Source organism: Stenotrophomonas indicatrix (genome assembly GCF_002750975.1).
GTDB lineage: Bacteria > Pseudomonadota > Gammaproteobacteria > Xanthomonadales > Xanthomonadaceae > Stenotrophomonas > Stenotrophomonas indicatrix.
Map to the genome: position 1 here is coordinate 2,859,885 of NZ_PEJS01000001.1, position 22,416 is coordinate 2,882,300.

A 22,416-nucleotide genomic window follows, 5' to 3' on the forward strand; every position below is an offset into this window, starting at 1 on the left:
CGCAAGCTGACTGCGCCCCCACGCTGGCCGTACGCGCGCGGATCGTGCAAGCTCCACGGTCTGTGTTCCACGGAAGCTTCTTGATGCCGTATTCCCCCCGCGTCCTGGCCGCCGCCATCGCCGCGTTGTTCCTGTTCAGCGCCGTTCCGCCGGCCGAAGCAGCGAAGAAGAAGGGCAGCCGCCCCGCCGCCGCGCAGACCCGCCAGGCGGCCAAGCCGAAGGCCCGCGCCGGCACACGTGCCACCACGCCCGCCCGCGGCAGTTCGGCGCGCCGCGCCGCGCCGCGCCCGGTCGCCCCTGCCCGTGCGGTGCCCAAGCAGGTGCAGCTGGAGCGGCTGTACGACGAATACTGGGATGCCTCCATGCGGTTGAACCCGCTGCAGGCCACCTTCCAGGGCGAGCCGCGCTACAACGACCAGCTGCCCAACATCCTTTCTGCCGCCTGGCGCCAGCAATCGCACGACTTCACTACCGAATGGCTGGGCAAGGTCGAGAAGATCGGCAGCGACGGCCTGCAGGGGCAGGACCTGCTCAGCTACGAGATCTTCGTGCGTGATGCCCGCGCTTCGCTGGCCGCCGAGCGTTATCCGAGCTGGATGATGCCGATCAGCCAGTACTACAACGTCGGCAGCATCATGGCCATCCTCGGCGCCGGTGCTGGCGCACAGCCGTTCAACACGGCCAAGGACTACGACACCTGGTCGCGACGCTCGCTGGGCATCCCCGACCTGTTCGAGCAGGCCATCGACAACATGCGCCAGGGCATGAAGGCCGGCGTGGTGCAGCCGCGCGACCTGATGGAAAAGGTACTGCCGCAGCTGGACGCGGTGATCAAGCCGACCGCCGAAGAGAGCATCTTCTGGTCGCCGATCCGGACCATGCCCGAGTCCATCTCCGCCGAAGACAAGGCGCGCATCAGCGCCGAGTACAAGCGCATGATCGAACTGCGCATCATGCCGGCCTACCGCGCCCTGCGTGGCTTCATCGCCACCGAATACCTGCCTGCCACGCGCAGCAGCAGCGGCCTTGGCGCACTTCCCGACGGCCAGGCCTGGTACGCCAACCTGATCGTACAGACCACCGCCAGCCAGCAGACCGCCGCGCAGCTGCATGCGCTGGGCGAGCAGCGTGTGCAGGAGCTGCAGGCGCAGATCACCACGGTGATGCGCGACGGCAAGCTGCGCAGTTCGCAGGCCAAGCTGCTGCGCAGCATGCGCAACGACCGCCAGTTCCAGTACAGCGATGCCAACGCGCTGCTCAACCGTTACCGGCAGGTGCAGCAGCAGGTCGATGCACGCCTGCCGCAGGTACTGGACACCCTGCCGAAGGCGCCGCTGCAGATCCGTGCAGTGGAACCGGAGCGTGCCATGACCGCCGCCGCAGCCTCCTACCAGCCGTCGCCGCCGGGACAACCCGGCGTGCTGTTCGTCAACACCCGCGACCTGCCCAGCCGCAAGCGCTGGAACGTGCCGGTGCAGTACCTGCACGAAGCCATTCCCGGCCACCATGTGCAGCTGGGCCTGCAGCAGGAATTGACCAAGCTGCCGCGCTTCCGCCGCCTCGGCGGTGACCTTGCCTTCGTCGAAGGCTGGGGCCTGTATGCGGAAACCCTGGGCGACGAGCTCGGCGCGTACACCGATCCGTACGACCGCATCGGCTATCTGTATTCGCGCCTGCTGCGCGCCGCGCGCGTGGTCGCCGATACCGGCGTGCATGCGCAGGGCTGGAGCAAGCAGCAGGCCGTGACCTATCTGCAGAAAACCGTGGACATGAGTGCTGACGATGCCAACGCGGAAGTGGAACGGATCATGGCCCAGCCTGGCCAGGCGCTGTCCAACGTCGCCGGCCTGACCACGATCATCGCCCTGCGCGACAAGGCCAAGGCACGCCAAGGCGCTGCGTTCGACCTGCGCCGCTTCCATGCCGAAGTGCTGAAGGACGGTTCGATGCCGCTGGATGTACTGGACCACAAGATCGAACGCTGGCTGGCGCAGCCGGCCGCTGCAACGCCTGCGCCCGCGCCCTGACCGCCACGGAGCTGCCATGCGCCCTGCCGCCCTGCTGTGTGCCACGGTTCTCGCTCTGCTGCCGTCGATAGCGTTGGCAGCGGCACCGCTGGCACCTCCGGATGCAGGCATCGATGGACTGATGCAGGCCTACGACGGCCAGGTGTCGGGCGCAGCGGTGCTGGTGCTGCACGACGGGCAGCCGGTGTTCCGTCGCGGCTACGGCCTGGCCGTGGTTGAAGATGGCAGCGCAGTCACGCCGGCCAGCAACTTCCGCCTGGCCTCGGTCAGCAAGCAGTTCACCGCTGCGGCGGTGCTGTTGCTGGTCGAGGACGGCCGCCTGGCGCTGGACCAGCCCGCGCGGCGCTGGCTGCCGGAACTGCCGCCCGCTGCTGCCGGCATCACCCTGCGCCAGTTGCTGTCGCACACCAGCGGCCTGCTGGACTACGAAGACCTGATGGACCCTGCCGACACCCGGCAGGTGCACGACACCGATGTGCTGGCGCTGTTGGCCCGCGAAGATCGACTCGCCTTCGCACCCGGCAGCCAGTACCGCTACAGCAACAGCGGCTACGCACTGCTGGCGCTGATCGTCGGCCGCGCCGCCGGCAGCGACTTTGCCAGCTTCCTGCAGCAGCGCATTTTCCAGCCGCTGGGCATGGCGCACACAGTGGCCCACCAGGACGAGGTCGACCAGGTCGCGCAGCGTGCCTATGGCTACAGCGAAGTTGACGGACGTTGGCAACGTACCGACCAGAGCACCACCAGCGCCGTGCTCGGCGATGGTGGCATCTACTCCTCGCTGGACGACCTCGCCCGCTGGGACGCGGCCCTGTACGACGACCGCCTGCTGTCGGCCGCATCACGCAAGGCCATGTTCAGCCCGGCCACCGCCACCACCGAAGCGGACGTACCGCACTACGGCTTCGGCTGGCGGCTGAACGGCCGCATGCACTGGCACAGCGGCGAGAGCATCGGCTTCCGCAACGTGATCCTGCGCTACCCGGACAAGCACCTGACAGTCATCGTGCTGAGCAACCGCAACGCCCCCGAACCCTATCCGCTGGCGCTGAAGATCGCCCGGCGCTGGCTGGACACCCTGCAATGACCACCACGACCACCGGCCTGCTGGGCATCCACCATGCCGCACTGATCTGCAGCGACTACGCCCGCTCGAAAGACTTCTACGTGCGCGTGCTGGGCCTGCGCATACTGGCCGAGAACCACCGCGCGGCACGCGACTCGTGGAAACTGGACCTGGCCCTGCCCGATGGCGGCCAGCTGGAACTGTTCTCCTTCCCCTCGCCCCCCGCACGGCCCAGCCGCCCCGAAGCCCAGGGCCTGCGCCATCTCGCGTTCCGGGTAGCCGCGCTGGAACCCTTCATCGAACGCCTGGCCCGCCACGGCGTGGAATGCGAACCGATCCGCGTGGACGAATACACCGGCCGCCGCTTCACCTTCTTCGCCGACCCCGACGACCTGCCACTGGAGCTGTACGAGACCGGCTGAGCGATTTTCAATCGACAAGCATTCATCAACGCATGACATGGATCTGCGTGTCGACCAAGGTCGACACCCACCAAGAGCAGGCAACGCCATTCCAACCGATCGCGGAACCTGTCGAAGGCGGGGTGGGTCCGGTTGCGGGGGTGTCCGCGGCATGGATGCCGCGGCCAAGCCCCCATGGACGGGTTTACGGCGTCCCCCGCAACCGGACCCACCCCGCCATCCCACGGAATGCACGCTGTTGCTGTGCTGTTGCTGTTGCCGTAGCGGGTGCCGGGTGCAACCCGGCCCAAGCCCCCCTTCCCCATACCCCGCCGAATGGGTATACAGTCGACCCGTACCGGCATCGTGCCGGAATGAACCCTGGGAGGGGACCATGCGCAAGACCTTCAAGACCCTGCTGCTGGCGCTGCCGCTGTGCCTGGCCGCGCTCTCCGCGCAGGCCGCCGACAGTGCCGCCGGCCGCTGGAAGACCATCGACGACAAGACCGGCAAGGTGAAGTCGATCGTCGAGATCAGCCAGGCCGCCAACGGCACGCTGTCCGGCAAGGTGGTCGAGATCCTGCACTCGGACAAGGGCCCGAACCCGGTCTGCGATGGCTGCGAGGGCGCCAACAAGAACAAGCCGGTGAAGGGCATGACCATCCTCTGGAACCTGAGCCAGGACAAGGGCACCACCAGCAAGTGGTCCGGTGGCACCATCCTCGACCCGGCCAACGGCAAGACCTACCGCTCGAAGATCGAGCTGCAGCCGGGCGGCGGCAAGCTGGACGTGTCCGGCTGCATCGCCTTCATCTGCCGCGCGCAGACCTGGGTCCGCGAGTAAGCGTCACGGCCCCGGCAATGCCCTGGTGACCCGGCTCCGGCCGGGTCACCGCGTTGCGGGCATGCGATAATCCCCGGTTCCCCCTGGCTGCACCCCGTGACCATGACCCGTACCGCGCTCGTCACCACCGCCCTGCCCTACGCCAACGGCCCGCTGCACCTGGGCCACCTGGTCGGCTACATCCAGGCTGACATCTGGGTGCGGGCGCGTCGAATGAGTGGCGGCAAGGCCTGGTTCGTGTGCGCCGACGACACCCACGGCACGCCGATCATGCTGGCTGCGGAAAAGGCCGGGGTCACCCCGGAAACCTTCATCGCCAACATCCAGGCCAGCCACGAGCGCGATTTCGCCGCCTTTGGCGTCGCCTTCGACCATTACGACTCGACCAACTCCGCCGCCAACAAGGCGCTGACCGAAGCGTTCTACCTGAAGCTGGAAGCGGCCGGCCACATCAGCCGCCGTTCGGTGGCGCAGTTCTACGACCCGGCCAAGGGCATGTTCCTGCCCGACCGCTACGTCAAGGGCATCTGCCCGAACTGCGGCAGCGCCGACCAGTACGGCGACAACTGCGAGGTCTGCGGCGCCACCTATGCGCCGACCGACCTGAAGGAGCCGCGCTCGGTGATCTCCGGGGCCACCCCGGAAATGCGCGATTCGGAGCACTTCTTCTTCGAGGTCGGCCATTTCGACGGCTTCCTGCGCGACTGGCTGGCCGGCGATGTCGCCCTGCCGGGCGTGAAGGCCAAGCTGGGTGAATGGCTCAACGCCGAAGGCGGCCTGCGTGCGTGGGACATCTCGCGCGATGCGCCGTACTTCGGTTTCGAGATTCCCGGCCAGCCGGGCAAGTATTTCTACGTCTGGCTGGACGCGCCGATCGGCTACCTGTCCAGCTTCCAGACCCTGTGCAGCAGGATCGGCGAGGATTTCGAAGCGCATCTGCGCGCCGGCACCAGCACCGAGCTGCATCATTTCCTCGGCAAGGACATCGTCAATTTCCATGGCCTGTTCTGGCCGGCAGTGCTGCACGGCACCGGCCACCGCGCGCCGACCCGCCTGCACGTCAACGGCTACCTGACCGTCGATGGCGCGAAGATGAGCAAGTCGCGCGGCACCTTCGTGATGGCGCGTACGTTCCTCGATGCCGGCCTGGAGCCGGAGGCACTGCGTTACTACTTCGCCGCCAAGTCCGGTGGTGGCGTCGACGACCTCGACCTGAACCTGGGCGACTTCATCGCGCGCGTCAACGCCGATCTGGTCGGCAAGTTCGTCAACCTCGCCAGCCGCTGCGCCGGTTTCATCAGCAAGCGCTTCGATGGCCAGTTGGCCGCGCAGCTGCCCGACGCGGCGCAGTACCAGCGCTTCGTCGATGGCCTGGCGCCGATCCGTGAGGCGTACGAGCGCAACGACCCGGCCGCGGCGATCCGCCTGACCATGACCCTGGCCGACGAAGCCAACCGCTACATCGACGACGTCAAGCCGTGGGTGATCGCCAAGCAGGAAGGCGCCGATGCGCAGCTGCAGGCGGTCTGCAGCCAGGGCCTGAACCTGTTCCGCGTACTGGTCACCGCCCTGAAGCCGGTGCTGCCGGCCACCGCGGCGCAGGCCGAGGCCTTCCTGGCCGCGCCGGTGAATGACTGGACCGAGCTGGCGCAGCCGCTGCTGGGCCACCGCATCACCGACTACACCCCGCTGTTCACCCGTATCGACCCGAAGAAGATTGACGCCATGATCGACGCCTCCAAGGACACCCTGACCCCCGCTGCCCCCGCTGCCCCCGCTGCCCCCGCTGCCAAGGTTGAAGCAAGCAAGCCCGCCGCACCGGTAGTGGCCAAGGACGAAGCAAAGAGCGCCGACGCGCCGGCCTACATCGGCATCGACGACTTCGCCAAGCTCGACCTGCGCATCGGCAAGGTGCTGGTGTGCGAGTTCGTGGAAGGCTCGGACAAGCTGCTGCGTTTCGAACTGGATGCCGGCGACCTCGGCAAGCGCCAGATCTTCTCCGGCATCCGCGCCAGCTACGGCGAGCCGGAAGCGCTGGTCGGCCGCAGCGTGGTGTTCATCGCCAACCTGGCACCGCGCAAGATGCGCTTCGGCCTGAGCGAAGGCATGATCCTGTCGGCCGGTTTCGATGGCGGCGCGCTGGCGCTGCTGGACGCCGACAGCGGCGCGCAGCCGGGCATGCCGGTTCGTTGATGCAGTACGGGCGCGGCCCTGGCCGCGCCCGGTCATGAGCACCGCGAAGGGAGGTACCGTGATGGGAGATGCTGCGTTGGAACTGGCGCTGTTCGACTTCGACCACACTGTCACCACCTGCGACACCTATGGCCGCTTCCTGCGCCGGGTCGCCACCGCCGAACAGCTGGCACAGGCCTGGTGGAAAGTCGGCCCGTGGCTGCTGGCCTACAAGCTGAAACTGATCTCCGCCGAGCGCATCCGCGCACGGGTGACCCGGTTGACCTTCAGCGAGCGCCACGCCGATGACATCGAGACGCTGGCTGCGGGCTTCTCCCGCGAGTTCCTGCCCGATGTCGTGCGACCGGAAATGCTGGAGCAGATCCGTTGGCACAAGGAGCAGCAGCACACCGTGGTGGTGGTGTCCGGTTCACTGGACCTGTACCTGCGGCCGTGGTGCGAACAACTGGGCCTGCAGCTGATCTGCAATCGACTGGAAAGCGAAAGCGGACGCCTGACCGGCCGCTACGCCGGTGGCGATTGTGGTCCGCGCAAGGTCGAGCACATCCGCCGCCAGTTCGACCTGTCACGCTACACACGCATCCATGCCTACGGTGACAGCGCGGAGGATCGCCCGATGCTGGCCCTGGCGCACGAGCGCTGGTACCGCGGCAAACCCCTGAAGTAACCCAACGCGCAGCCTTCGCCACGCATGAGCCTGATTCCGCCCCTGACCGAACGCCTGGACCGCTTGCTGCCGCAGACCCAATGCGGGCAATGCGGTTACGACGGCTGTCGCCCGTATGCGCAGGCGATGGCACGTGGCGAGGCAGGCGTGGATCGTTGTCCGCCCGGCGGCGATGCCGGTGCGCGGGCGTTGGCGCAGGTGCTGGGTGTGCCGGCGTTGCCGTTCGATCGCAGCCGGGGCGAGCACAAGCCGCCGCAGGTGGCGTTGATCGTGGAGGCTGACTGCATCGGTTGCACCAAGTGCATACAGGCGTGCCCGGTGGATGCGATCGTCGGCGGGGCGAAGTACATGCACACGGTGATTGCCGATCTGTGCACGGGGTGCGAGTTGTGTATTCCACCGTGCCCGGTGGATTGCATCGAGCTGGTGTTGGTGTAGGTTTTTTTTTGCGACGCCGCGGCGTCGCGTTGTGCTGAGAGCAACAGCAACAGCAACAGCTGGGAGCGTCGGCTGCCTGGGTTTGATGATCTGGGCGGGTGGGCGGGGGCAAGCGGGACACGCCGTGAACCCATCCATGGGGGCTCGATGGCGCCTTGCTCGTGTGCGCTATCCTGCGCACACGGCAAGACCTGGGTTGGGCGTCCTGCCCAACCCGCCAGGCGCATGCGCCTGGCCCATGGCGCCAACGGTCCCGATTGCCCCCGCCCACCAGCCCCCGACAGATATCCGTGGCGGACGGTCGAGCAACTGCAATGGTATGGCTGGGTGTTGGTGGGTGCGGACCTTGGTCTGCACTATCTGCCCGATGTCATGAACCGTCGTCGCAATCGACCTTGCCTGCGCACGCTGGCGACTATCGAATCACGATGCATGTCGCAGATTGCTCGGTCTATCGCGACCGTGGCGCCACCTGCGTTCGAGGCGGCTTAACAGCATGCAAAAATGCGGGAAGCGTCCTGACGTTGCGGACATTACAACTTGTCTGATTGGCATTCCGCTACGACGGGTTTACAGATGGTGAGCCGCCGAAAAGGGTGGCCGGGCTTCGAAAACCCGCTTTGTCGAACGTTGTTTACGCTTGCCAGCCGGCGTCACCTTGCGTGGCGCCGGCTGGCAATCCGTCTGCCGGCTATGGCGGGCGGGGCGTGGGGGCCTTCGGGCCAGCCGGAGCGTTCGACACCGGTTTTCGAGCCACGTCTCCGTCCGCCACCTTTGAGTGGCGGCTACCGTCTGTCCTGCACGGAGCCTTGCCATGAACGCATCGGATTTCCCCCATCTGCACGCCTACCTCGGCCCGGCAGACGCCGACGAGGACACGGAATCGTCGCCATCGCTTGATCCCACCACGCTGGTTGCGACCCTGCGACGCATCGGTACCGGCGCCGCCGCTGACGGTCAGCCGTGGCCGGAGCGGTATCAACTTCCCAGCCGGTGCATGGCGCTGGCCGATGCCGATTGCGCGCTGGCCGGGCTGCGCGTGGTGCAGGAGGTCCTGCTGGCCGCCGAACGCACCCGGCAGAACGGCGCGCCGGAGGAGTACGTCGGCGACCGGGTCATGGAAGGCCTGATGCTGGCCTGCCTGGCCTTGTGCACGCAGGCAAGCACACGACTGCAGCCGCAGCTGTAACGGATGTTGCAGCGTCAGCCCCCCGGCAAACGGGGTCAGATCCCTTTTCCGGAGGAAAAGGGATCTGACCCCTGTCCGGTCATTACGGCACTGCCGCCGTGACGATGATTTCGACCTTCCATTCGGCGTGCGCAAGCTTGGCTTCAACCGTGGCGCGGGCCGGGGTCGCGCCCTCCACCACCCACTCGTCCCACGCCTTGTTCATGCCCTCGAAATCGGCCATGTCGGCCAGGAAGATCTCCGCACGCAGCACGTGCTGGCGGTCACTGGCCACCAGCGCCAGCAGCTTGTCGATCTCGGCCAGCACCTGCCGGGTCTGGCCGGTGATGTCCTGGCTGGTGTCTTCCGGAATCTGGCCGGAAAGGTAGGCGACCTTGTTGTACACGGTCATCTCGGACATGCGCGGTCCGACGTCGTAACGCTCCATCATGGGCGTGGCTCCTGCGGGTGGTCTGGACTGCATTCTCACCCAGCCGGCGTTGGAAGTGTGTGCCCGGTGCGGCCACTGGATACCGCCACCACCAGCACAGCGGCAGTGCTGGTCAAACGGCGTGGACAGGCGCACGATGCGCCACGCCTGCGTTGACACCGCCCTCGCCCTTTCTGACGCACCCTTGCGCCGATGACCGCACCCACCGATTCCACTGCCTCCCCTTCCACACCGACCTGGAAGCGGGTCGTCACCATCGTCGTCCCGCTGTTGATCCTCGCGCTGGCCCTGCATGGGCTGGCCGGCGAATTCGACGAGCATGGCTACCGCGCCATCCGCCAGGCCTTCCGCGAGCTCAGCGCTGCGCAGATCGCGCTGACCGTGCTGCTCGGCCTGGCCAGCTACGCCTGCCTGATCGGCTTCGATGCGATCGGCCTGCGCCGCAGTGGTATCCGCGTGCACCCGGCACGGATCGGCATCACCGCCTTCCTCGCCCACACCCTGGGCCAGACCGTGGGCTTTGCCGCCCTCACCGGCGGCGCAGTGCGCCTGCGCGGCTACCGCAGTGCCGGCCTGGACCTGGCGCAGATCGGCCAGGTGGTGCTGATGAGCACGCTCGGCTTCATCTTCGGCGCGTGGCTGCTGATCGGCGTTGCGCTGTGCATGGAGCCGGCCGCTGCCGCGCTTGCGCTGCCGCTGGACCCCGGCGCGGTGCGCGTGGTCGGCATCGTCGCGCTGCTCGCCTATGCGGCCACCTTCGTCCTGGTCGGCCGCAACGGTCGCCAGTTCCGCATCTTCGGCCATGGCCTGTGGCTGCCCGACCGGCGCACCATGCTCGGGGTCACCGTGTTGAGCGTGGTTGAACTGGTCCTGGCCAGTGCCGCGTTCTATGTGCTGCTGCCCGATTCCACGCCGACCGGCCTGCCCGGTTTCGTCGGCCTGTATCTGGTGGCCGTGCTGGCCGGCCTGGTGTCGACGGTACCGGCCGGCCTTGGCGTGTTCGAGTGGAGCCTGCTGAAGCTGCTGCCGCAGGTGGCGCCGGCTGCAGTACTGGCGGCGGCATTGATCTACCGCGTCAGCTACTACGTGCTGCCGCTGCTGCTGGCCACCGTGCTGGCCCTGGCGCCCGCGCTGCGGCAGCCGCTGCAGGCCAGCGCAGGTGCCACCCGCGCCGGCTGGTACGCGCTGCGTCCGTGGTTGCCGCAGATCATCGCGCTGGCCGCCTTCAGTGTCGGTGCCGCGCTGGTCATCGACGGCACCCTGCCCACACCGCGACGGCACCTGATCAATGCCTCGCTGCCGATCCTGGAAACCTCGCACCTGATCGGCAGCCTGGCCGGCGTCGCCCTGCTGCTGATCGGCCAGGGCCTGGCCCGCCGCAGCCACGCGGCCTGGATGCTGGCGATGGCGATCTGCGTGATCGCACCGCTGCCGATCTGGCTGCGCGGTGGCCAACCGCTGATCGCCTTGTCGGCATTACTGGTGGCGATGGCGCTGTGGGCGGCGCGGCGCGAGTTCTATCGCCAGGGCGCGCTGCTGGACGAAGCCTGGTCGTGGCCATGGCTGCGCAACCTCGGCCTGGTGCTGGTGGCGGTGACGTGGCTGCTGTTCTTCACTTACAGCCACGTCGAATACCAGAACGAGCTGTGGTGGCAGTTCGCCGTGTCCGGCAATGCGCCGCGCGCGCTGCGTGCACTGCTGCTGGTGGCGATGGCGCTGGTGATGTTCGGCCTGGCGCGGCTGCTGCACAGCACGCGCAGCCCGCTGCCGCCTGCCGACGACGCAACCCTGCAGGCGCTGGCACCGGTGCTGGCCGGCGCCACCGACACCCAGGCCTGCCTGGTGCTGACTGCCGACAAGGCGGTGCTGCGCGATGAGCAGCACAAGGGCTTTGTGATGATGCAGCGCTACGGCGGCTCGCTGATCGCGATGGGCGATCCGGTCGGGCCACCGGAGGTGGCGCGCGCACTGATCTGGCGCTTCCGCGAAGAAGCCGACCGGCTCGGACTGCGCCCGGTGTTCTACCAGGTGGGTGAGGCGTATTGGCAGACCTATCTCGATCTCGGCCTGGGCCTGGTCAAGCTGGGCGAAGAGGCCATGGTGCCGCTGCACGACTTCGGTCTGGAAGGCCGCGAGCGTGCCGACCTGCGGCAAGCCTGGAACCGCGGCAAGCGCGGCGGGCTGTCCTTCCGCGTAGCACCGGCGGAAGAGATCCCTGCCCTGCTGCCACGCCTGCATGCGATTTCCAACGCCTGGCTGGAGGACAAGTCAGGCGACGAGAAAGGCTTCTCGCTGGGCAGCTACGACCCGGACTATCTCGTGCGTTTCCCGATCGCCCTGGTCGAAGCTGAAGGCCGGATCGTGGCCTTTGCCAACCTGTGGCAGGCACCGGCGGGCGCCGAACTGTCGGTGGATCTGATGCGCCACGTCAGCGACGCGCCGAAGGGCACGATGGATTTCCTGTTCATCGAGTTGTTCCTGTGGGGCCGCGCGCAGGGCTATGCACGGTTCTCGCTGGGCATGGCACCGCTGTCCGGCCTGGCCCAGCACCGCCTGGCCGGTCGCTGGAACCGCCTGGCCGGCCTGCTCGCACGACACGGCGAGCGCTTCTATGGCTTCAGCGGCCTGCGCAGGTTCAAGTCGAAGTTCGATCCGCAGTGGCGACCGCGCTACCTGGCCGCGCCCGGCGGCATGCACCTGCCGGCTGCACTGCTGGATGCCACGCGGCTGATCTCGCTGGACCCGCGGCGCAACTGACGCCCCGATCCGCCGGGCATGGCCCGGCGCCACCTGATGGATCGTCCGCACGGGTAGCGCCGGGCCATGCCCGGCGGTGGTTCCATGAGGCCGATTACACGCCGCCCTTGAGGATCACCTCGGCCAGGCGATCGTAGTCACCGCCGAAGTGATGGTCACCCGGCAATTTGACCTTGTGCACGCCGTCGTTGCCCGGCAGATCGGGGCACAGCGCATCCTCGTCCTTGTCGCCGTACACGCACAGGGTCCTGTCCGCCGGCAGCTTCGCCACTTCCGGCGCGATCGGCAGGCCGCCGCCACCGCCGCCCAGCCAGTTGCTGACATGGAATTCAAAGTCGGCGTTCCTGCCCACCGACAGCAGCACGATGCGCTCTAGGCCAGCGCGGGTGCCTGCATCAAGCTGGTTGATGGTGGCTGGCAGCACGTCGGCGCCCTGCGAGAAACCGATCAGCATCACCTTGTCGCGCTGCCATTGCTGGCGGTAGTGGCCGATGATCTTCTGCAGATCGACAGCGAATCCCTGCGGCGTGCGTTCGCTCCAGAAATAACGCAGCGAATCGATGCCAACCACCGCCACGCCATGTTCGGCCAGGGCGCCGGCCACGTCCTTGTCCAGGCCGGCCCAGCCGCCATCGCCGGAAACGAACACCGCCAACGTGTCACCGCTGCCCTGCGCCGGCACTTCCACTACCGGCAGCCCCTTCAGGGCATCCGGCGGCGGTGCCAGCGCGACCCCGGCCTGTGCGCCGATCACCCGCGCGGCGGCCACCAGCCCCGGTGTCGCATCGCCAGCGGCGGTGCGCTTGAATTCACGCGCCATTGCAACCTGCTGCACGAACGGGCCAGCGCTGTTGGTCGAACACCCCGGCGCGCCGGCCGCGTTCAACCACGGGAAATTCAGTTCGCTGGGCTGCAGGCGGTCGTGCTTCACGCCATCACCGCAGACCATGCGCTCGTGCACATGTGCCGGGCAGAATCCCGAGGTCAGCAGGCCGGCAAAGACCTGGGTGTCGGCCTGCGCTGCCAGCGCATAGGCCAGTTCGGCGCCTTCGCCGCTGCCGCCGACCAACGGCAGGTGATACCCCGGCAGATGCAGGAACGCCTGTACCCAACGCGAGAAATTCTCGACATCGCCCGCGCCGAACGCGCAGCTGCTGTTGCCTTCGCGCTTGAGCACGCCACGCAGGTGGGCCACATCCACCGATGCGACCAGTGCACCATCGGCGCGCAGCGCTTCAATCGGCATGCGGCTGTCATCGGCATCGGCGCCGTCATGGAACCAGATCACCACCCGTTGCGGTGCCCCGGCCGGAACATGCACCGGCACCTGATCGAAACGTCCATGGCTGACCTGCTGCACTGACGCCACCGCTGGCACCGCCGCCAGCGCCAACACCAGTCCCATCGCCCTGCCCAGCCCTGCACGCATCGTTTCGCATCCCGTTGGAATGCGCACACGATACGCCGCTGCTGCGTGCACGGCACGTACCGGTACAGGCGCCCTGCAATCGGGCAGGTGGTTGATTCAGCGGGTGCCGGCGGCACGCCCGCGGCGATACAGCGCCAGCGCCAACCACAGCAGCCAGCCGACGATCACCGCGATCACCAGTTTCTGCCCCAGCCCACGCGGTGGGCCACCGCGCCACAGCACGTGTACCCACAGCAGCACGAAGGCCAGCCAGGCCCAGCCCCACAACAGCGCCGCACTGCCCCGCCAGCCTGGCTCGCGGCGCAGGTACCAGGCCTGCAGCAGCATGCCGACGCTGGCGCACAGGAAGGCGGTATTGGCGGCCAGGCCGTGGATCAACGGCGCCAGCAACGGCGTTGCCGCAGGCAGCCAGCTGTCACCGATGGCGACGGTGGCCAGGCCAACGGCAGCCACGCAGAACAACAGCGGTGCCGCTGCGCTGCGCCGCGGCCCCACGCTGTGCCGATACAACGCGATACCGAGCACGGCGATGGCCAGTGCCAGCAGGCAGTAGGCGCTGCGTAGCGCCAGGCCCCACGGCCCATGCAGGTACAGGCTCAAGGTGGCCTTCACCCAATCCAGGTCGGCCCGCGCGAACTGCGTCCACAACGCGGTCACCACGAACAACAGCAGTGCCACCAGCGCCAGCGTCGCGGCCGGACGGGCCCGCGTCATGGGCCAGCGTCCGGATGCCGTGCCTGCCACTCAGCCAGCGCCTTGCGGTAACGCTGCAGCTCCTCGGTGTACAGGTCGAGCACGCACAACGGGCAGCCACTGCCGCAGCACTCGTTGGGACCGGGTTCTTCCGGCGGCAGCGGACGGGGATCGGCAGGAGTATCGGAGACGGTCACGGCTGCAAACAACACCACGCAATGGCAGGTGGGTAGTGTAGCGGCGCGCTCAGGCGCCCAGTTGGCGGCGCAGGTTGGCTCGCGCGGCGGCATCAAGCTGCTGGTCGAAAAAGTCGCTGAGGAAGATCCGCGGCGCGCGCAGCAGCCCCTGCAGGAAGCGGCGGCGTCCGGCGCGGTACAGGAAGCCCGGCACCACGCCTTTGTACTCTTCGGCCACGCCGCGGTCATACGCGGCAAACACCTCCTCGGGTGCCGCCAGGATCGCCATGTCGCAGTCGAGGAACAGCGCCGCTTCGGCATCGACATCGGCCGGGCCCAGCTCGCCATGGCGGGCGGTGAGCAGGATCAACTGCTCGACCCGGCTGGCATCGACCGATGCGAGCTCGGGCCAGTCTGCGATCGCCTGCAGGGCCAGCGCGGCCGACCTGGCCTCGTTGTCCTTGCGGCCGGCCTGGTAGATCGCATCGTGGTACAGCACTGCCAGATAAACCTCGGCCGGCTGCTGCCAGCCCGGACCTGCAGCCACCTCCTGGCAATGCTGCAGCACCGCGCGCACATGGCCGAAGTGGTGGTAGGCGCGCGGTGGCGTCGCATAGGCATCCTGCAGTGCCTGCCAATGCGCGGGAGCGAGAGTCAGCGGGGCGAAGTCCATGCAGGGATGATCCCGCCCTTGGCACCGCCGGGCAAGCTGGCTGTTTTTTCACCAGCCACTCACATCCCGTGCCGGGCAAGGGCGCAGGACAGTTGTCCACAGGTTTGTCGCGTGCTGGTCCACACCGGCTGTGGACGAAGCGCAGCGCTGACCGCCGGTGGATGCGGACCGCCACGCCCGGGTCTACACTGGCCGCAGGCGGGAGCGCCCGCCGCTGCCGGAAACCGTCATGCGCCGTCTTGCCGCCCGATGCTTTCTCCTGCCACTGCTCGCGCTCGGCGCGCCAGCCCTGTCCGCGCAGGATGCTCCAGCCGCTGCGCCCGCCATCCCGACCATCTCCACCGTAAAGGTCACCGCCGCCAGCGTGCCGACACCCGAACAGGTGCTCGCGATCCCGCCGGCGATGCGCGAGATGCTGCAGAAGCAGGTGATCAGCCGCAGCTACTCGCGCGACCAGCGCCTGCAGGCGCTGGTGGAAATGATCTTCAGCCAGCACGGCCTGGACCTGCAGTACGACGCCGATGCGACCTACACCGTCAGCGAGATCTGGCAGCACCAGCGCGCCAACTGCCTCGCCTTCACCCTGCTGTTCGTCACCCTCGCCCGTGAGGCCGGCATCCAGGCGCGGGTGCAGGAAGTCGGCCAGGTGGTGTCGTGGTACCAGGACCAGGACCAAGGCGTTGTCTACAACGTCGGGCACGTCAACGCCGGCGTGGATGTCGGTGGCCGCTACGGTACGGTCGACCTGGACCGCAACGTGCTGTACGACCGCCACGGGCCGCAACCGATTGGCCGCGAACGGGCGCTGGCGCACTACTACAACAACCGGGGCGCGGAGCAGCTGGCCGATGGCGACCTGAGCGGAGCACGTGCCTTCTTCGATGCCGCGCTGGCGCAGGATCCGGAGTTCGCCTCGACATGGAACAACATCGGCGTGCTCGACAACCGCCTGGGCGATGACCAGGCGGCCCGCACGGCGCTGGACACGGCACTGCGCCTGGACGGACGCCAGAGTGCAGCGCTGAACAACGCCAGTGCGCTCTATCGCAAACTGGGCATGACGGCGCAGGCGGAAGCCATGCAGAAGAAGCTGCAGTCGGTGCAGCGCGAGGACCCGTTCGCGCAGTACATGCAGGGTGCCCAGGCCGAACGCGCTGGCGACCTGGACAAGGCGATCACGTACTACCGGCGGGCGGTGCGCCTGTACGACACCGCGCACCAGTTCCACTTCGGCCTGGCGCGGGTGTATTTCCTGACGGGCCGGCTGCAGCGTGCGGACCGCGAACTGCTGCGGGCGCAGGAACTGGGCGGATCAACGCAGCAGGCACGCTACCAGGCCAAGCTGGACAGCCTGGCCCGCTGGCGTGCGCAGCAGGCCAAGCGCTGAGGCGCGATCAGGCCTTCTTGAGGAAGCAGGTCTTCAGCACCAGGCCCTTGATCTTGTCCGAGTTGCCCTCGATGTGCTCGGCATCGTCTTCGACCAGGCGGATGTTGCGGATCACGGTGCCCTGCTTGAGCGGGATTGAGGAGCCCTTGACCTTCAGGTCCTTGATCACGGTGACGGTGTCGCCGGTCTGCAGGGTATTGCCGTTGCTGTCACGCACGACCAGGGTCGAACCGGTACCTTCTTCGGCCGTCCACTCGAAGCCGCAGTCGGCGCAGATCCACAGCGCGCCATCGGCATAGGTGTTTTCCAGGGTGCACTGCGGGCAGGCGGGAACAGAAGACATTGCAAGTACCTCAAAATGAATCAACAGCGGCCATTGTAACCGCCCTGCCTTTTCGTTCATTTTCCGACGTCGGTCCGGACCGGACCTCGCCCCACCCCGCCCGAGGCAGGCACTGGAACTTGCAGCGCGCGGCAAACTCCAGCAGAGTGCGCGGCCCCTGATCGTCCCCGGACCTCCCCATGCGCCTCGGCATCGACTTCGGTACCAGCAACTCCGCCGCCGCCATCGTGCGTGATGGGAAGCTGCTGCCGATCCGCTTCGGCGAGGCCGAGCAGTTCCGCACCAGCGTGTACTTCCCCGGCGTAGTGCCCGACCCGGACGATTTCCAGCTCGACGCCGGGCAGGAACACGAACTGCAGCAGCTGATCGACAGCGCCGCCCGTGCCGCCCGCGCCGCTGGCCAGGAGCGCACGCCACAGGCCCTGCGCCGCGAGGCACTGCGCGCCCTGCGCCGGGAATGGATGGAGGCTCGCGCCGGAAAGGAACGCAGCGCCAGCGACCTGCTGCAGAACGCCGTCTATGGCGACGACGCGCTGGAAGCGTATTTCGAGGAGCACGAAGGCAACCTCGTGCAGAGCCCGAAGTCCATGCTCGGCTACAACCTGCACCCACGCGCGCGGCAGACCATCACCGGCATTGCCGCGCACATCCTCGAACACATCCGCTTGACCGCCAGCGCCCAGCTCGGCCAGCCGCTGCGCAGCGCCCTGCTCGGCCGCCCGGTGCAGTTCCGCAGCTCGATCGGCGAGGCCGGCAACGACCAGGCCCTGGACATCCTGCGCGAAGCGGCCGGCCAGGCCGGCTTCGACCACATCGATTTCCTTGAAGAGCCTGCCGCCGCAGCGATGCATTACCACGCTGAAAGCCGCGATCGCCATCAGGCGGTGATCGTCGATATCGGCGGCGGCACCACCGATATCGCGCACGCCGAAGTGGGCGGCAGCCAGGCCCCGCGCATCCACCGTGCCTGGGGTATTGCCCGCGGCGGCACCGATATCGACCTGGCCCTGAGCCTGTCCGGCTACATGCCGCTGTTCGGCCGCGGCATCACCCGCGTGCCCACCCACCACTACGTGGAAGCGGCCACCGTGCAGGACATGACCCGCCAGCGCGAGTTCCGCCAGCACAACTACGACAACGTCGACGCGCCGTGGGGCGCGCGCCTGCAGGCGCTGCAGGACACCGGCAACACCGCCCGCCTGTACCGCGATGTCGAGCGCGCCAAGATCGCCCTCAGCGGTGCCAGCGAACACCGCAGCACGCTGGATTACATCGCCCGCGACCTGCACGTGGACAACAGCGCCGACGGCCTGGCCGCCGCCGCCCATGGCTACCTGAGCCAGATCCGCGAACTGCTGGCCCAGGTCCGCAGCGACATCGGCGGCGACCCTGACGCGGTGTTCCTGACCGGCGGCATGTCCCGCGCCGGCTACCTGCGGCAGGCCGCTGCCGAGGCGTTCCCGGGCGCCCGGATGGTGCACGGCGAGCCCTCGCTGGGGGTCGTCCAGGGCCTCGCGCTGGCGGCAGCCAGCCGGGATTAACAAAACGTTACGCGGTCTGAGCTACCCTTGGCCGGCTGGAAAACCGCTGCACCTTCCGCTGGCCTCGCCGGTGTGTGTACCCATGGTGCAGCCTGACCCGCCCAGCGGGTCTGGCGACCATGCCCTCTGGCTCGATCATGGTCCGCGTATTACCCGAGCCGCCATCGAGACCCGCTTTGGGCACCCGCCAGGCCCCCGTGGCCGTACAACCTGACGCTGAACCAGCACCCATCGACTGCCGCCGTTGTGACGCGGTCTGTTGCCGGTTGCCGGTCCTGCTGCAGCCCGGCGACCACGTGCCTGGCCAGTTCCTGTCGCGCGATGCACACGGCCGTGCCGTGATGGCGCGCAACGAGGAAGGCTGGTGCGCGGCGATCGATCCGTATCACCTGCGCTGCACGATCTATTCGCAGCGCCCGGCGATCTGCCGCCAGTTTTCGATGGGCGGCGACGACTGCCGCCGCGAGCGGCAGGACTACCTGCGCCAGGCTGAATCCTGCGCGCTTTCCTCCCCTTCCACCTGACAGGAGCAACCATGCCCCGCAAGGCAAAGACCCCCGCGAAGGCCAGCAACAGCATCCGCAGCGAACGCAAGGGCGCATCCGCCAGCACCGTGGTCAACAGCGACTCGATCGCCTCCGACCTGGCCGCGTTCCGCAAGAGCGGTGGCAAGATTGAAGTTCTCGGTACCACCTGGGCGCTGAAGAAAGCCAGCTGACCCTCCCCCGACCGCGGCGGCGCTGCCGCCGCGGCCTGCCGGACCGCGCTCAGCGGTCCAGGCGCACCTGCACACTACCCGAGTGCGACTGCACGCGGATATCGCCGTCGCCGCTGCCCAGCCGCGCATCCAGGCTGCTGCCCGGCCCATAGCGCGGCCGCTCCACCTTGCCGGCGTCGCTGTTGATCGACCCGCTGAAGCTGTTCACTGACAGCTGCGCCGACACCGTGCGCGGCAGGCGCAGGCTGACCGAGGCACTGACCGACTCGACGTCGATGCGCCCGCCTGGTGCCAGTGCCGTCGCCGACAGGTCGATGCCTCCGGATACCGTCTCCACCACCAGGCGCTGGATGCGACCGGCATCGACGCCTACCCGGCCAGACACCGTCTGCGCCCCGATCTCACCGGAAACGCCCCCGCCGGCCTCGATTCGGCCGCTGACCGTGTTCAGGTCCAGCCGCGGGGTCTGCAACCGCGCAGTGACATTGCCGCTGACCGTGTTGAGCACGCTGTCGCCACTACGACCGGCGGCGGCAAGGTTACCGCTGACGGTATCTGCCTGCAGCCGCCGCACGTCCACGCCACTGATGTCCTGGTCGGCACTGACCGTGCTCAGCAGCAGCTCCACCGAGCGCGGCACGTTGAGGGTCAAGGTGGCGCCGCCATTGTTGCCGCGTCGCGGATACTCGATTTCCCAGCGCACCCGGTTGGCACTCTTTTCCTGGCGCAGCTGCAGGCCGTCGCTGAGCGTGCCGGTGAGCTGCACGTCATTGCGGTCCCAGCCGCGTACAGTCACCTTGCCAGCGACGTTGCTCAGTTCAATGCGGCCGCCTGCAGCAACATTGTGGCGTTCATCGACGCGTGTATCGGCCAGCGCCATGGCGGGCACCAGCAGCAGGGCCGCGCAGAAAGGGGAAAGGGTTCGCATCGGGGGGTCTCCTCAGGTTGTCAGACCGGAGGCGGCCTGGGCCGCCTGCCGGGTCAGTTCGAGCCGCAGCGCATAGGTCCGCTTGAGCTGTCCAAGCAAGTGCGGCGCACGCGGGTCCTGCGCCATCGCGGCGCGGATCTGTTCCGCGCTGCGATCCAGTTCATGCAGCGCGGGCTGCCACTCCGGCGCAGTGCCATCAGGCAGCGACGCCACTGCCTGCCGGTACTGTTCGGTCATCGCATCGGCCTGCAGCTGCAGGCCGCTGGGTGCAGGCAGCGACTCGGGCGCGTGCCGCCACGGCGCCACCGCGTAGAGCGCGAGGCTGGCTGCCAACGCCGCGCCAACCGGCAGCCACCAGCGTCGACGGGTGCGCAGTGGCAAGGCCACCACGTTGTCCACCGGCGGCTGCACGGCAACCGGCTCGCGGGGTGGCAACCGCGCCGACAGGCGTTCCCAGCCATCGGCCGGTGCGCTGCGTTCCGCGGGAAGGGCGCGCAGGCGCGCCAGCAGGTCGTGATCGGGGTCGTGCGTACTCATGTCATGTCTCCCAGGCGCGCGCGCAGCAGGCCACGCGCGCGATGCAGCTGTGCTTTGGAACTGCCGACCGCCATCTGCAGCTGGCCGGCGATTTCATGGTGTTTCCAGCCTTCGATATCGTGCAGCACCAAGACCGCACGCGCGCGCGGCGGCAGGGTCGCCAACGCGCGTTCCAGGTCGCGTTCGGTGCCGGCGCAGCCGTCATGCACCGCCATCTCCGGCAGCCCACCGTCCACGTCGTCCAGGCTGTCATGGTCATGCCCGGCGGCACGACCGCGCAGTTCCATCAGCGCGGCGTTCACTCCCAACCGATGCAGCCAGGTCGACAGGCTGCTCTCGAAACGGAAGCCGGGCAGTGCCTTCCATGCCTGCAGGAACGCTTCCTGCAGTGCATCCTCGGCACGCGCCTGCTGCCCGCCACACAGCCGCCACAGGGTGGCAAACACCCGCGGCGCATGCTGCCGATACAGCTGTTCATAGGCAGCGGTATCGCCGGCCGCCGCTGCACGTACCAAGGCGGTTTCGTCGACGACGTCGTTGGCGGCAGGCGGCGCGGGCATGGTGGTGTCGAGCATATCCGTTGGATGCGGCCTGCCGGAAAAAGGTTTAGATCTTCCGGAGCGCTTTTCGGTTGCAACCTTTTCGCGCCTGGCTGCATCCATCACAGGTCCCCCGCAGGCCTGCCCGGCCAGGAGCCTCCCATGTCCAGCCCTTCCTGCGCCGCCCTGCTGGCGATCGCGGCCTGCATGCTGCTGCAGGCGTTCGACGTTTCCCTGCACTGGCGTGCCGAAAGCGGCCGCGCCTGCCTGCAGCAGCACAAACAGGACCTTGTCTGCCTTGCCTGGGCACAGGCGGTCGAAACGTCGACACGCGCCGGGTAACATCAAGCCCCGTTTCCGTCACGCGTTGTCGCCCCATGATGTTGTCGCTGAAGGACCACCTGCCCGCCTGGACCCACCCCTGGCTGCATGACATCGGGATCGCCCTGCAGATCCTGATCACCCTGCTCGCCGCCTGGCTGCTGCGGGTGCTGGCGCGGCGCCTGATCCGCCGCTTCGCCGACCACTACACGCTGCCGCCGGAAATGGTGATGGGCGCGCGCCGGATCACCAGCTTCGTGGTCTATTTCAGCGCGGTGCTGTACATCCTCAGCCTGCTCGGTGCATCGCCCTCGGTGCTGTGGACGGCCTTCACCGGTTTCGCTGCGGTGGGCGCGGTGGCGTTCTTCGCGGCCTGGAGCGTGCTGTCCAACATCTTCTGCACGCTGCTGATCTTCACCACGCGACCGTTCCGCCTGCATGACTACATCGAAGTGCTGGAGAACGGCGAAAAGCCCGGGCTGAAGGGCCGGGTGATCGACGTGAACCTGATCTACACCACGCTGCAGGAAACCGGCAACGGCCACGAGGGCACGGTGCTGCAGTTGCCGAACAACCTGTTCTTCCAGCGCACGGTGCGGCGCTGGCGCGACCCGACGCAGGCGCCCGGCGGCATCCAGGGCGACGGCTGAGGGGATTGTCCGGCAGGGCTGCGCCCTGCACCCGCAGAGGCTGTAGTGCCGGCCGCTGGCCGGCAACCTCATCAGCAACAGCAACAGCGGCATTCCTGTGGGATGGCGGGGTGGGGCCGGTGGCAGGGGCCGCTGCAAGTACGTCCATGTAAGCTCGGTCGCCGCATCCATGCGGCTCACGCCCCTGCCACCGGCCCCACCCCGCCTTCGACATATCTCCGCTGCTGTTGGTAGGTGTCGACCTTGGTCGACACGTAGATCCACGCCACGCGTGGATGCTCTTCGATCCAATATCGAAATATTCGATTTCCATCGAAATTCATCCACGCGCAACGTGGATCCAACAGACATCAGGAAACTGCCAGAGGTGGGGCGGTGTCGGATTGCGGGGTGTCCGCGGCATGGATGCCGCGGCCAAGCCTCCAGGGATGGATTCACGGCGTCCCCGTAATCCGACACCGCCCCGCCA

General features: G+C 67.8%; 24 protein-coding genes. 15 read left to right on the forward strand and 9 right to left on the reverse strand.

What is annotated here, in order from left to right:
* Positions 1 to 83 precede the first annotated feature (83 nt).
* The 8 genes from CR918_RS13275 (at position 84) to CR918_RS13310 (ending at position 8,825) form a co-directional block, all read left to right on the forward strand.
* Complete coding sequence (locus tag CR918_RS13275) at positions 84 to 2,027, forward strand: DUF885 domain-containing protein (RefSeq protein WP_032975066.1); 1,944 nt, start codon at positions 84 to 86, stop codon at positions 2,025 to 2,027.
* 16 nt (positions 2,028 to 2,043) lie between these two features.
* Positions 2,044 to 3,114, forward strand: a complete 1,071-nt coding sequence (locus CR918_RS13280) for a serine hydrolase domain-containing protein (RefSeq protein ID WP_099843248.1) — start codon at positions 2,044 to 2,046, stop codon at positions 3,112 to 3,114.
* The gene (gene gloA2 / locus CR918_RS13285) at positions 3,111 to 3,515 is read left to right on the forward strand and encodes an SMU1112c/YaeR family gloxylase I-like metalloprotein (RefSeq protein ID WP_099843250.1); all 405 of its coding nucleotides are present in this window, start codon (positions 3,111 to 3,113) and stop codon (positions 3,513 to 3,515) included. The genes CR918_RS13280 and gloA2 overlap by 4 nt, the downstream gene beginning before the upstream one ends.
* A gap of 373 nt (positions 3,516 to 3,888) precedes the next feature.
* Positions 3,889 to 4,338 carry a DUF2147 domain-containing protein gene (locus tag CR918_RS13290; protein ID WP_025879086.1) on the forward strand — a complete coding sequence of 150 codons (450 nt, stop codon included), beginning with the start codon at positions 3,889 to 3,891 and terminating at the stop codon, positions 4,336 to 4,338.
* A gap of 102 nt (positions 4,339 to 4,440) precedes the next feature.
* Complete coding sequence (gene metG, locus CR918_RS13295; protein ID WP_099844375.1) at positions 4,441 to 6,531, forward strand: methionine--tRNA ligase; 2,091 nt, start codon at positions 4,441 to 4,443, stop codon at positions 6,529 to 6,531.
* A 76-nt stretch (positions 6,532 to 6,607) separates the two neighbouring features.
* The gene (locus tag CR918_RS13300) at positions 6,608 to 7,198 is read left to right on the forward strand and encodes an HAD family hydrolase (RefSeq protein ID WP_025879084.1); all 591 of its coding nucleotides are present in this window, start codon (positions 6,608 to 6,610) and stop codon (positions 7,196 to 7,198) included.
* A gap of 24 nt (positions 7,199 to 7,222) precedes the next feature.
* Positions 7,223 to 7,636, forward strand: a complete 414-nt coding sequence (gene rnfB, locus CR918_RS13305; protein WP_032952130.1) for an Rnf electron transport complex subunit RnfB — start codon at positions 7,223 to 7,225, stop codon at positions 7,634 to 7,636.
* A gap of 814 nt (positions 7,637 to 8,450) precedes the next feature.
* On the forward strand, positions 8,451 to 8,825 hold the full coding sequence (locus CR918_RS13310; protein WP_099843252.1) for a hypothetical protein: 375 nt from the start codon (positions 8,451 to 8,453) through the stop codon (positions 8,823 to 8,825).
* An 82-nt stretch (positions 8,826 to 8,907) separates the two neighbouring features.
* On the opposite strand, the gene CR918_RS13315 is transcribed toward CR918_RS13310, so the two are convergent.
* Positions 8,908 to 9,255, reverse strand: a complete 348-nt coding sequence (locus CR918_RS13315) for a RidA family protein (RefSeq protein WP_025879081.1) — start codon at positions 9,253 to 9,255, stop codon at positions 8,908 to 8,910.
* Positions 9,256 to 9,447: 192 nt separating this feature from the next.
* Here CR918_RS13315 and mprF point away from each other — a divergent pair, with 192 nt between their 5' ends.
* Positions 9,448 to 12,012, forward strand: coding sequence for a bifunctional lysylphosphatidylglycerol flippase/synthetase MprF (mprF, locus tag CR918_RS13320; RefSeq protein WP_032977132.1), 2,565 nt, complete (start codon positions 9,448 to 9,450; stop codon positions 12,010 to 12,012).
* 94 nt (positions 12,013 to 12,106) lie between these two features.
* Here the strand turns inward: mprF and CR918_RS13325 are convergent, their stop codons facing one another.
* From CR918_RS13325 to CR918_RS13340, 4 genes are all read right to left on the reverse strand, one after another.
* A complete protein-coding gene (locus CR918_RS13325) occupies positions 12,107 to 13,441 on the reverse strand; it encodes a virulence factor family protein (protein WP_279323983.1) in 1,335 nt (444 codons plus the stop codon).
* A 96-nt stretch (positions 13,442 to 13,537) separates the two neighbouring features.
* A complete protein-coding gene (locus CR918_RS13330) occupies positions 13,538 to 14,155 on the reverse strand; it encodes a DUF998 domain-containing protein (RefSeq protein WP_099843254.1) in 618 nt (205 codons plus the stop codon).
* Entirely contained in the window at positions 14,152 to 14,331 is a 180-nt protein-coding gene (locus CR918_RS13335) for an oxidoreductase-like domain-containing protein (protein WP_099844378.1), read from the reverse strand. The genes CR918_RS13330 and CR918_RS13335 overlap by 4 nt, the downstream gene beginning before the upstream one ends.
* Before the next feature lie 49 nt (positions 14,332 to 14,380).
* Positions 14,381 to 14,983, reverse strand: coding sequence for an HD domain-containing protein (locus CR918_RS13340; RefSeq protein ID WP_099843256.1), 603 nt, complete (start codon positions 14,981 to 14,983; stop codon positions 14,381 to 14,383).
* A gap of 229 nt (positions 14,984 to 15,212) precedes the next feature.
* Here CR918_RS13340 and CR918_RS13345 point away from each other — a divergent pair, with 229 nt between their 5' ends.
* A complete protein-coding gene (locus CR918_RS13345) occupies positions 15,213 to 16,370 on the forward strand; it encodes a tetratricopeptide repeat protein (protein ID WP_099784996.1) in 1,158 nt (385 codons plus the stop codon).
* Positions 16,371 to 16,377: 7 nt separating this feature from the next.
* Here CR918_RS13345 and CR918_RS13350 read toward each other — a convergent pair whose 3' ends face one another.
* Entirely contained in the window at positions 16,378 to 16,713 is a 336-nt protein-coding gene (locus CR918_RS13350) for a zinc ribbon domain-containing protein YjdM (RefSeq protein ID WP_025879075.1), read from the reverse strand.
* 179 nt (positions 16,714 to 16,892) lie between these two features.
* Here CR918_RS13350 and CR918_RS13355 point away from each other — a divergent pair, with 179 nt between their 5' ends.
* The 3 genes from CR918_RS13355 to CR918_RS13365 all read left to right on the forward strand — a co-directional run bounded on the left by CR918_RS13355 (position 16,893) and on the right by CR918_RS13365 (position 18,972).
* Positions 16,893 to 18,254 carry an Hsp70 family protein gene (locus tag CR918_RS13355; protein ID WP_025879074.1) on the forward strand — a complete coding sequence of 454 codons (1,362 nt, stop codon included), beginning with the start codon at positions 16,893 to 16,895 and terminating at the stop codon, positions 18,252 to 18,254.
* A gap of 230 nt (positions 18,255 to 18,484) precedes the next feature.
* On the forward strand, positions 18,485 to 18,778 hold the full coding sequence (locus tag CR918_RS13360) for a YkgJ family cysteine cluster protein (RefSeq protein ID WP_051501656.1): 294 nt from the start codon (positions 18,485 to 18,487) through the stop codon (positions 18,776 to 18,778).
* A gap of 11 nt (positions 18,779 to 18,789) precedes the next feature.
* The gene (locus CR918_RS13365) at positions 18,790 to 18,972 is read left to right on the forward strand and encodes a hypothetical protein (protein WP_025879072.1); all 183 of its coding nucleotides are present in this window, start codon (positions 18,790 to 18,792) and stop codon (positions 18,970 to 18,972) included.
* 49 nt (positions 18,973 to 19,021) lie between these two features.
* On the opposite strand, the gene CR918_RS13370 is transcribed toward CR918_RS13365, so the two are convergent.
* Genes CR918_RS13370 through CR918_RS13380 form a run of 3 tightly spaced genes read right to left on the reverse strand, consistent with a single transcriptional unit; the run spans position 19,022 to position 21,012 of the window.
* Entirely contained in the window at positions 19,022 to 19,900 is an 879-nt protein-coding gene (locus tag CR918_RS13370; protein ID WP_099843257.1) for a DUF4097 family beta strand repeat-containing protein, read from the reverse strand.
* A gap of 12 nt (positions 19,901 to 19,912) precedes the next feature.
* On the reverse strand, positions 19,913 to 20,437 hold the full coding sequence (locus CR918_RS13375; protein ID WP_099784998.1) for a hypothetical protein: 525 nt from the start codon (positions 20,435 to 20,437) through the stop codon (positions 19,913 to 19,915).
* Positions 20,434 to 21,012: an RNA polymerase sigma factor gene (locus CR918_RS13380; RefSeq protein WP_032977116.1), complete on the reverse strand. Its 579-nt coding sequence runs from the start codon at positions 21,010 to 21,012 to the stop codon at positions 20,434 to 20,436. The genes CR918_RS13375 and CR918_RS13380 overlap by 4 nt, the downstream gene beginning before the upstream one ends.
* A 126-nt stretch (positions 21,013 to 21,138) precedes the next feature.
* On the opposite strand from CR918_RS13380, the gene CR918_RS13385 reads away from it, so the two are divergent.
* Together CR918_RS13385 and CR918_RS13390 are read left to right on the forward strand one after the other, a co-directional pair.
* Positions 21,139 to 21,318 carry a hypothetical protein gene (locus tag CR918_RS13385; protein ID WP_032977115.1) on the forward strand — a complete coding sequence of 60 codons (180 nt, stop codon included), beginning with the start codon at positions 21,139 to 21,141 and terminating at the stop codon, positions 21,316 to 21,318.
* A 35-nt stretch (positions 21,319 to 21,353) separates the two neighbouring features.
* Positions 21,354 to 21,947: a mechanosensitive ion channel family protein gene (locus CR918_RS13390; protein WP_025879067.1), complete on the forward strand. Its 594-nt coding sequence runs from the start codon at positions 21,354 to 21,356 to the stop codon at positions 21,945 to 21,947.
* The last annotated feature ends 469 nt before the right edge of the window (positions 21,948 to 22,416 follow it).

Bases quoted from the DNA above. Each gene is read 5' to 3' on its own strand.
- CR918_RS13275 (WP_032975066.1), top strand. From the start codon at position 84: ATGCCGTATTCCCCCCGCGTCCTGGCCGCCGCCATCGCCGCGTTGTTC.
- CR918_RS13280 (WP_099843248.1), top strand. From the start codon at position 2,044: ATGCGCCCTGCCGCCCTGCTGTGTGCCACGGTTCTCGCTCTGCTGCCG.
- gloA2 (WP_099843250.1), top strand. From the start codon at position 3,111: ATGACCACCACGACCACCGGCCTGCTGGGCATCCACCATGCCGCACTG.
- CR918_RS13290 (WP_025879086.1), top strand. From the start codon at position 3,889: ATGCGCAAGACCTTCAAGACCCTGCTGCTGGCGCTGCCGCTGTGCCTG.
- metG (WP_099844375.1), top strand. From the start codon at position 4,441: ATGACCCGTACCGCGCTCGTCACCACCGCCCTGCCCTACGCCAACGGC.
- rnfB (WP_032952130.1), top strand. From the start codon at position 7,223: ATGAGCCTGATTCCGCCCCTGACCGAACGCCTGGACCGCTTGCTGCCG.
- CR918_RS13310 (WP_099843252.1), top strand. From the start codon at position 8,451: ATGAACGCATCGGATTTCCCCCATCTGCACGCCTACCTCGGCCCGGCA.
- CR918_RS13315 (WP_025879081.1), bottom strand. From the start codon at position 9,255: ATGATGGAGCGTTACGACGTCGGACCGCGCATGTCCGAGATGACCGTG.
- mprF (WP_032977132.1), top strand. From the start codon at position 9,448: ATGACCGCACCCACCGATTCCACTGCCTCCCCTTCCACACCGACCTGG.
- CR918_RS13325 (WP_279323983.1), bottom strand. From the start codon at position 13,441: ATGCGTGCAGGGCTGGGCAGGGCGATGGGACTGGTGTTGGCGCTGGCG.
- CR918_RS13330 (WP_099843254.1), bottom strand. From the start codon at position 14,155: ATGACGCGGGCCCGTCCGGCCGCGACGCTGGCGCTGGTGGCACTGCTG.
- CR918_RS13340 (WP_099843256.1), bottom strand. From the start codon at position 14,983: ATGGACTTCGCCCCGCTGACTCTCGCTCCCGCGCATTGGCAGGCACTG.
- CR918_RS13345 (WP_099784996.1), top strand. From the start codon at position 15,213: ATGCGCCGTCTTGCCGCCCGATGCTTTCTCCTGCCACTGCTCGCGCTC.
- CR918_RS13350 (WP_025879075.1), bottom strand. From the start codon at position 16,713: ATGTCTTCTGTTCCCGCCTGCCCGCAGTGCACCCTGGAAAACACCTAT.
- CR918_RS13355 (WP_025879074.1), top strand. From the start codon at position 16,893: ATGCGCCTCGGCATCGACTTCGGTACCAGCAACTCCGCCGCCGCCATC.
- CR918_RS13365 (WP_025879072.1), top strand. From the start codon at position 18,790: ATGCCCCGCAAGGCAAAGACCCCCGCGAAGGCCAGCAACAGCATCCGC.
- CR918_RS13370 (WP_099843257.1), bottom strand. From the start codon at position 19,900: ATGCGAACCCTTTCCCCTTTCTGCGCGGCCCTGCTGCTGGTGCCCGCC.
- CR918_RS13375 (WP_099784998.1), bottom strand. From the start codon at position 20,437: ATGAGTACGCACGACCCCGATCACGACCTGCTGGCGCGCCTGCGCGCC.
- CR918_RS13380 (WP_032977116.1), bottom strand. From the start codon at position 21,012: ATGCTCGACACCACCATGCCCGCGCCGCCTGCCGCCAACGACGTCGTC.
- CR918_RS13385 (WP_032977115.1), top strand. From the start codon at position 21,139: ATGTCCAGCCCTTCCTGCGCCGCCCTGCTGGCGATCGCGGCCTGCATG.
- CR918_RS13390 (WP_025879067.1), top strand. From the start codon at position 21,354: ATGATGTTGTCGCTGAAGGACCACCTGCCCGCCTGGACCCACCCCTGG.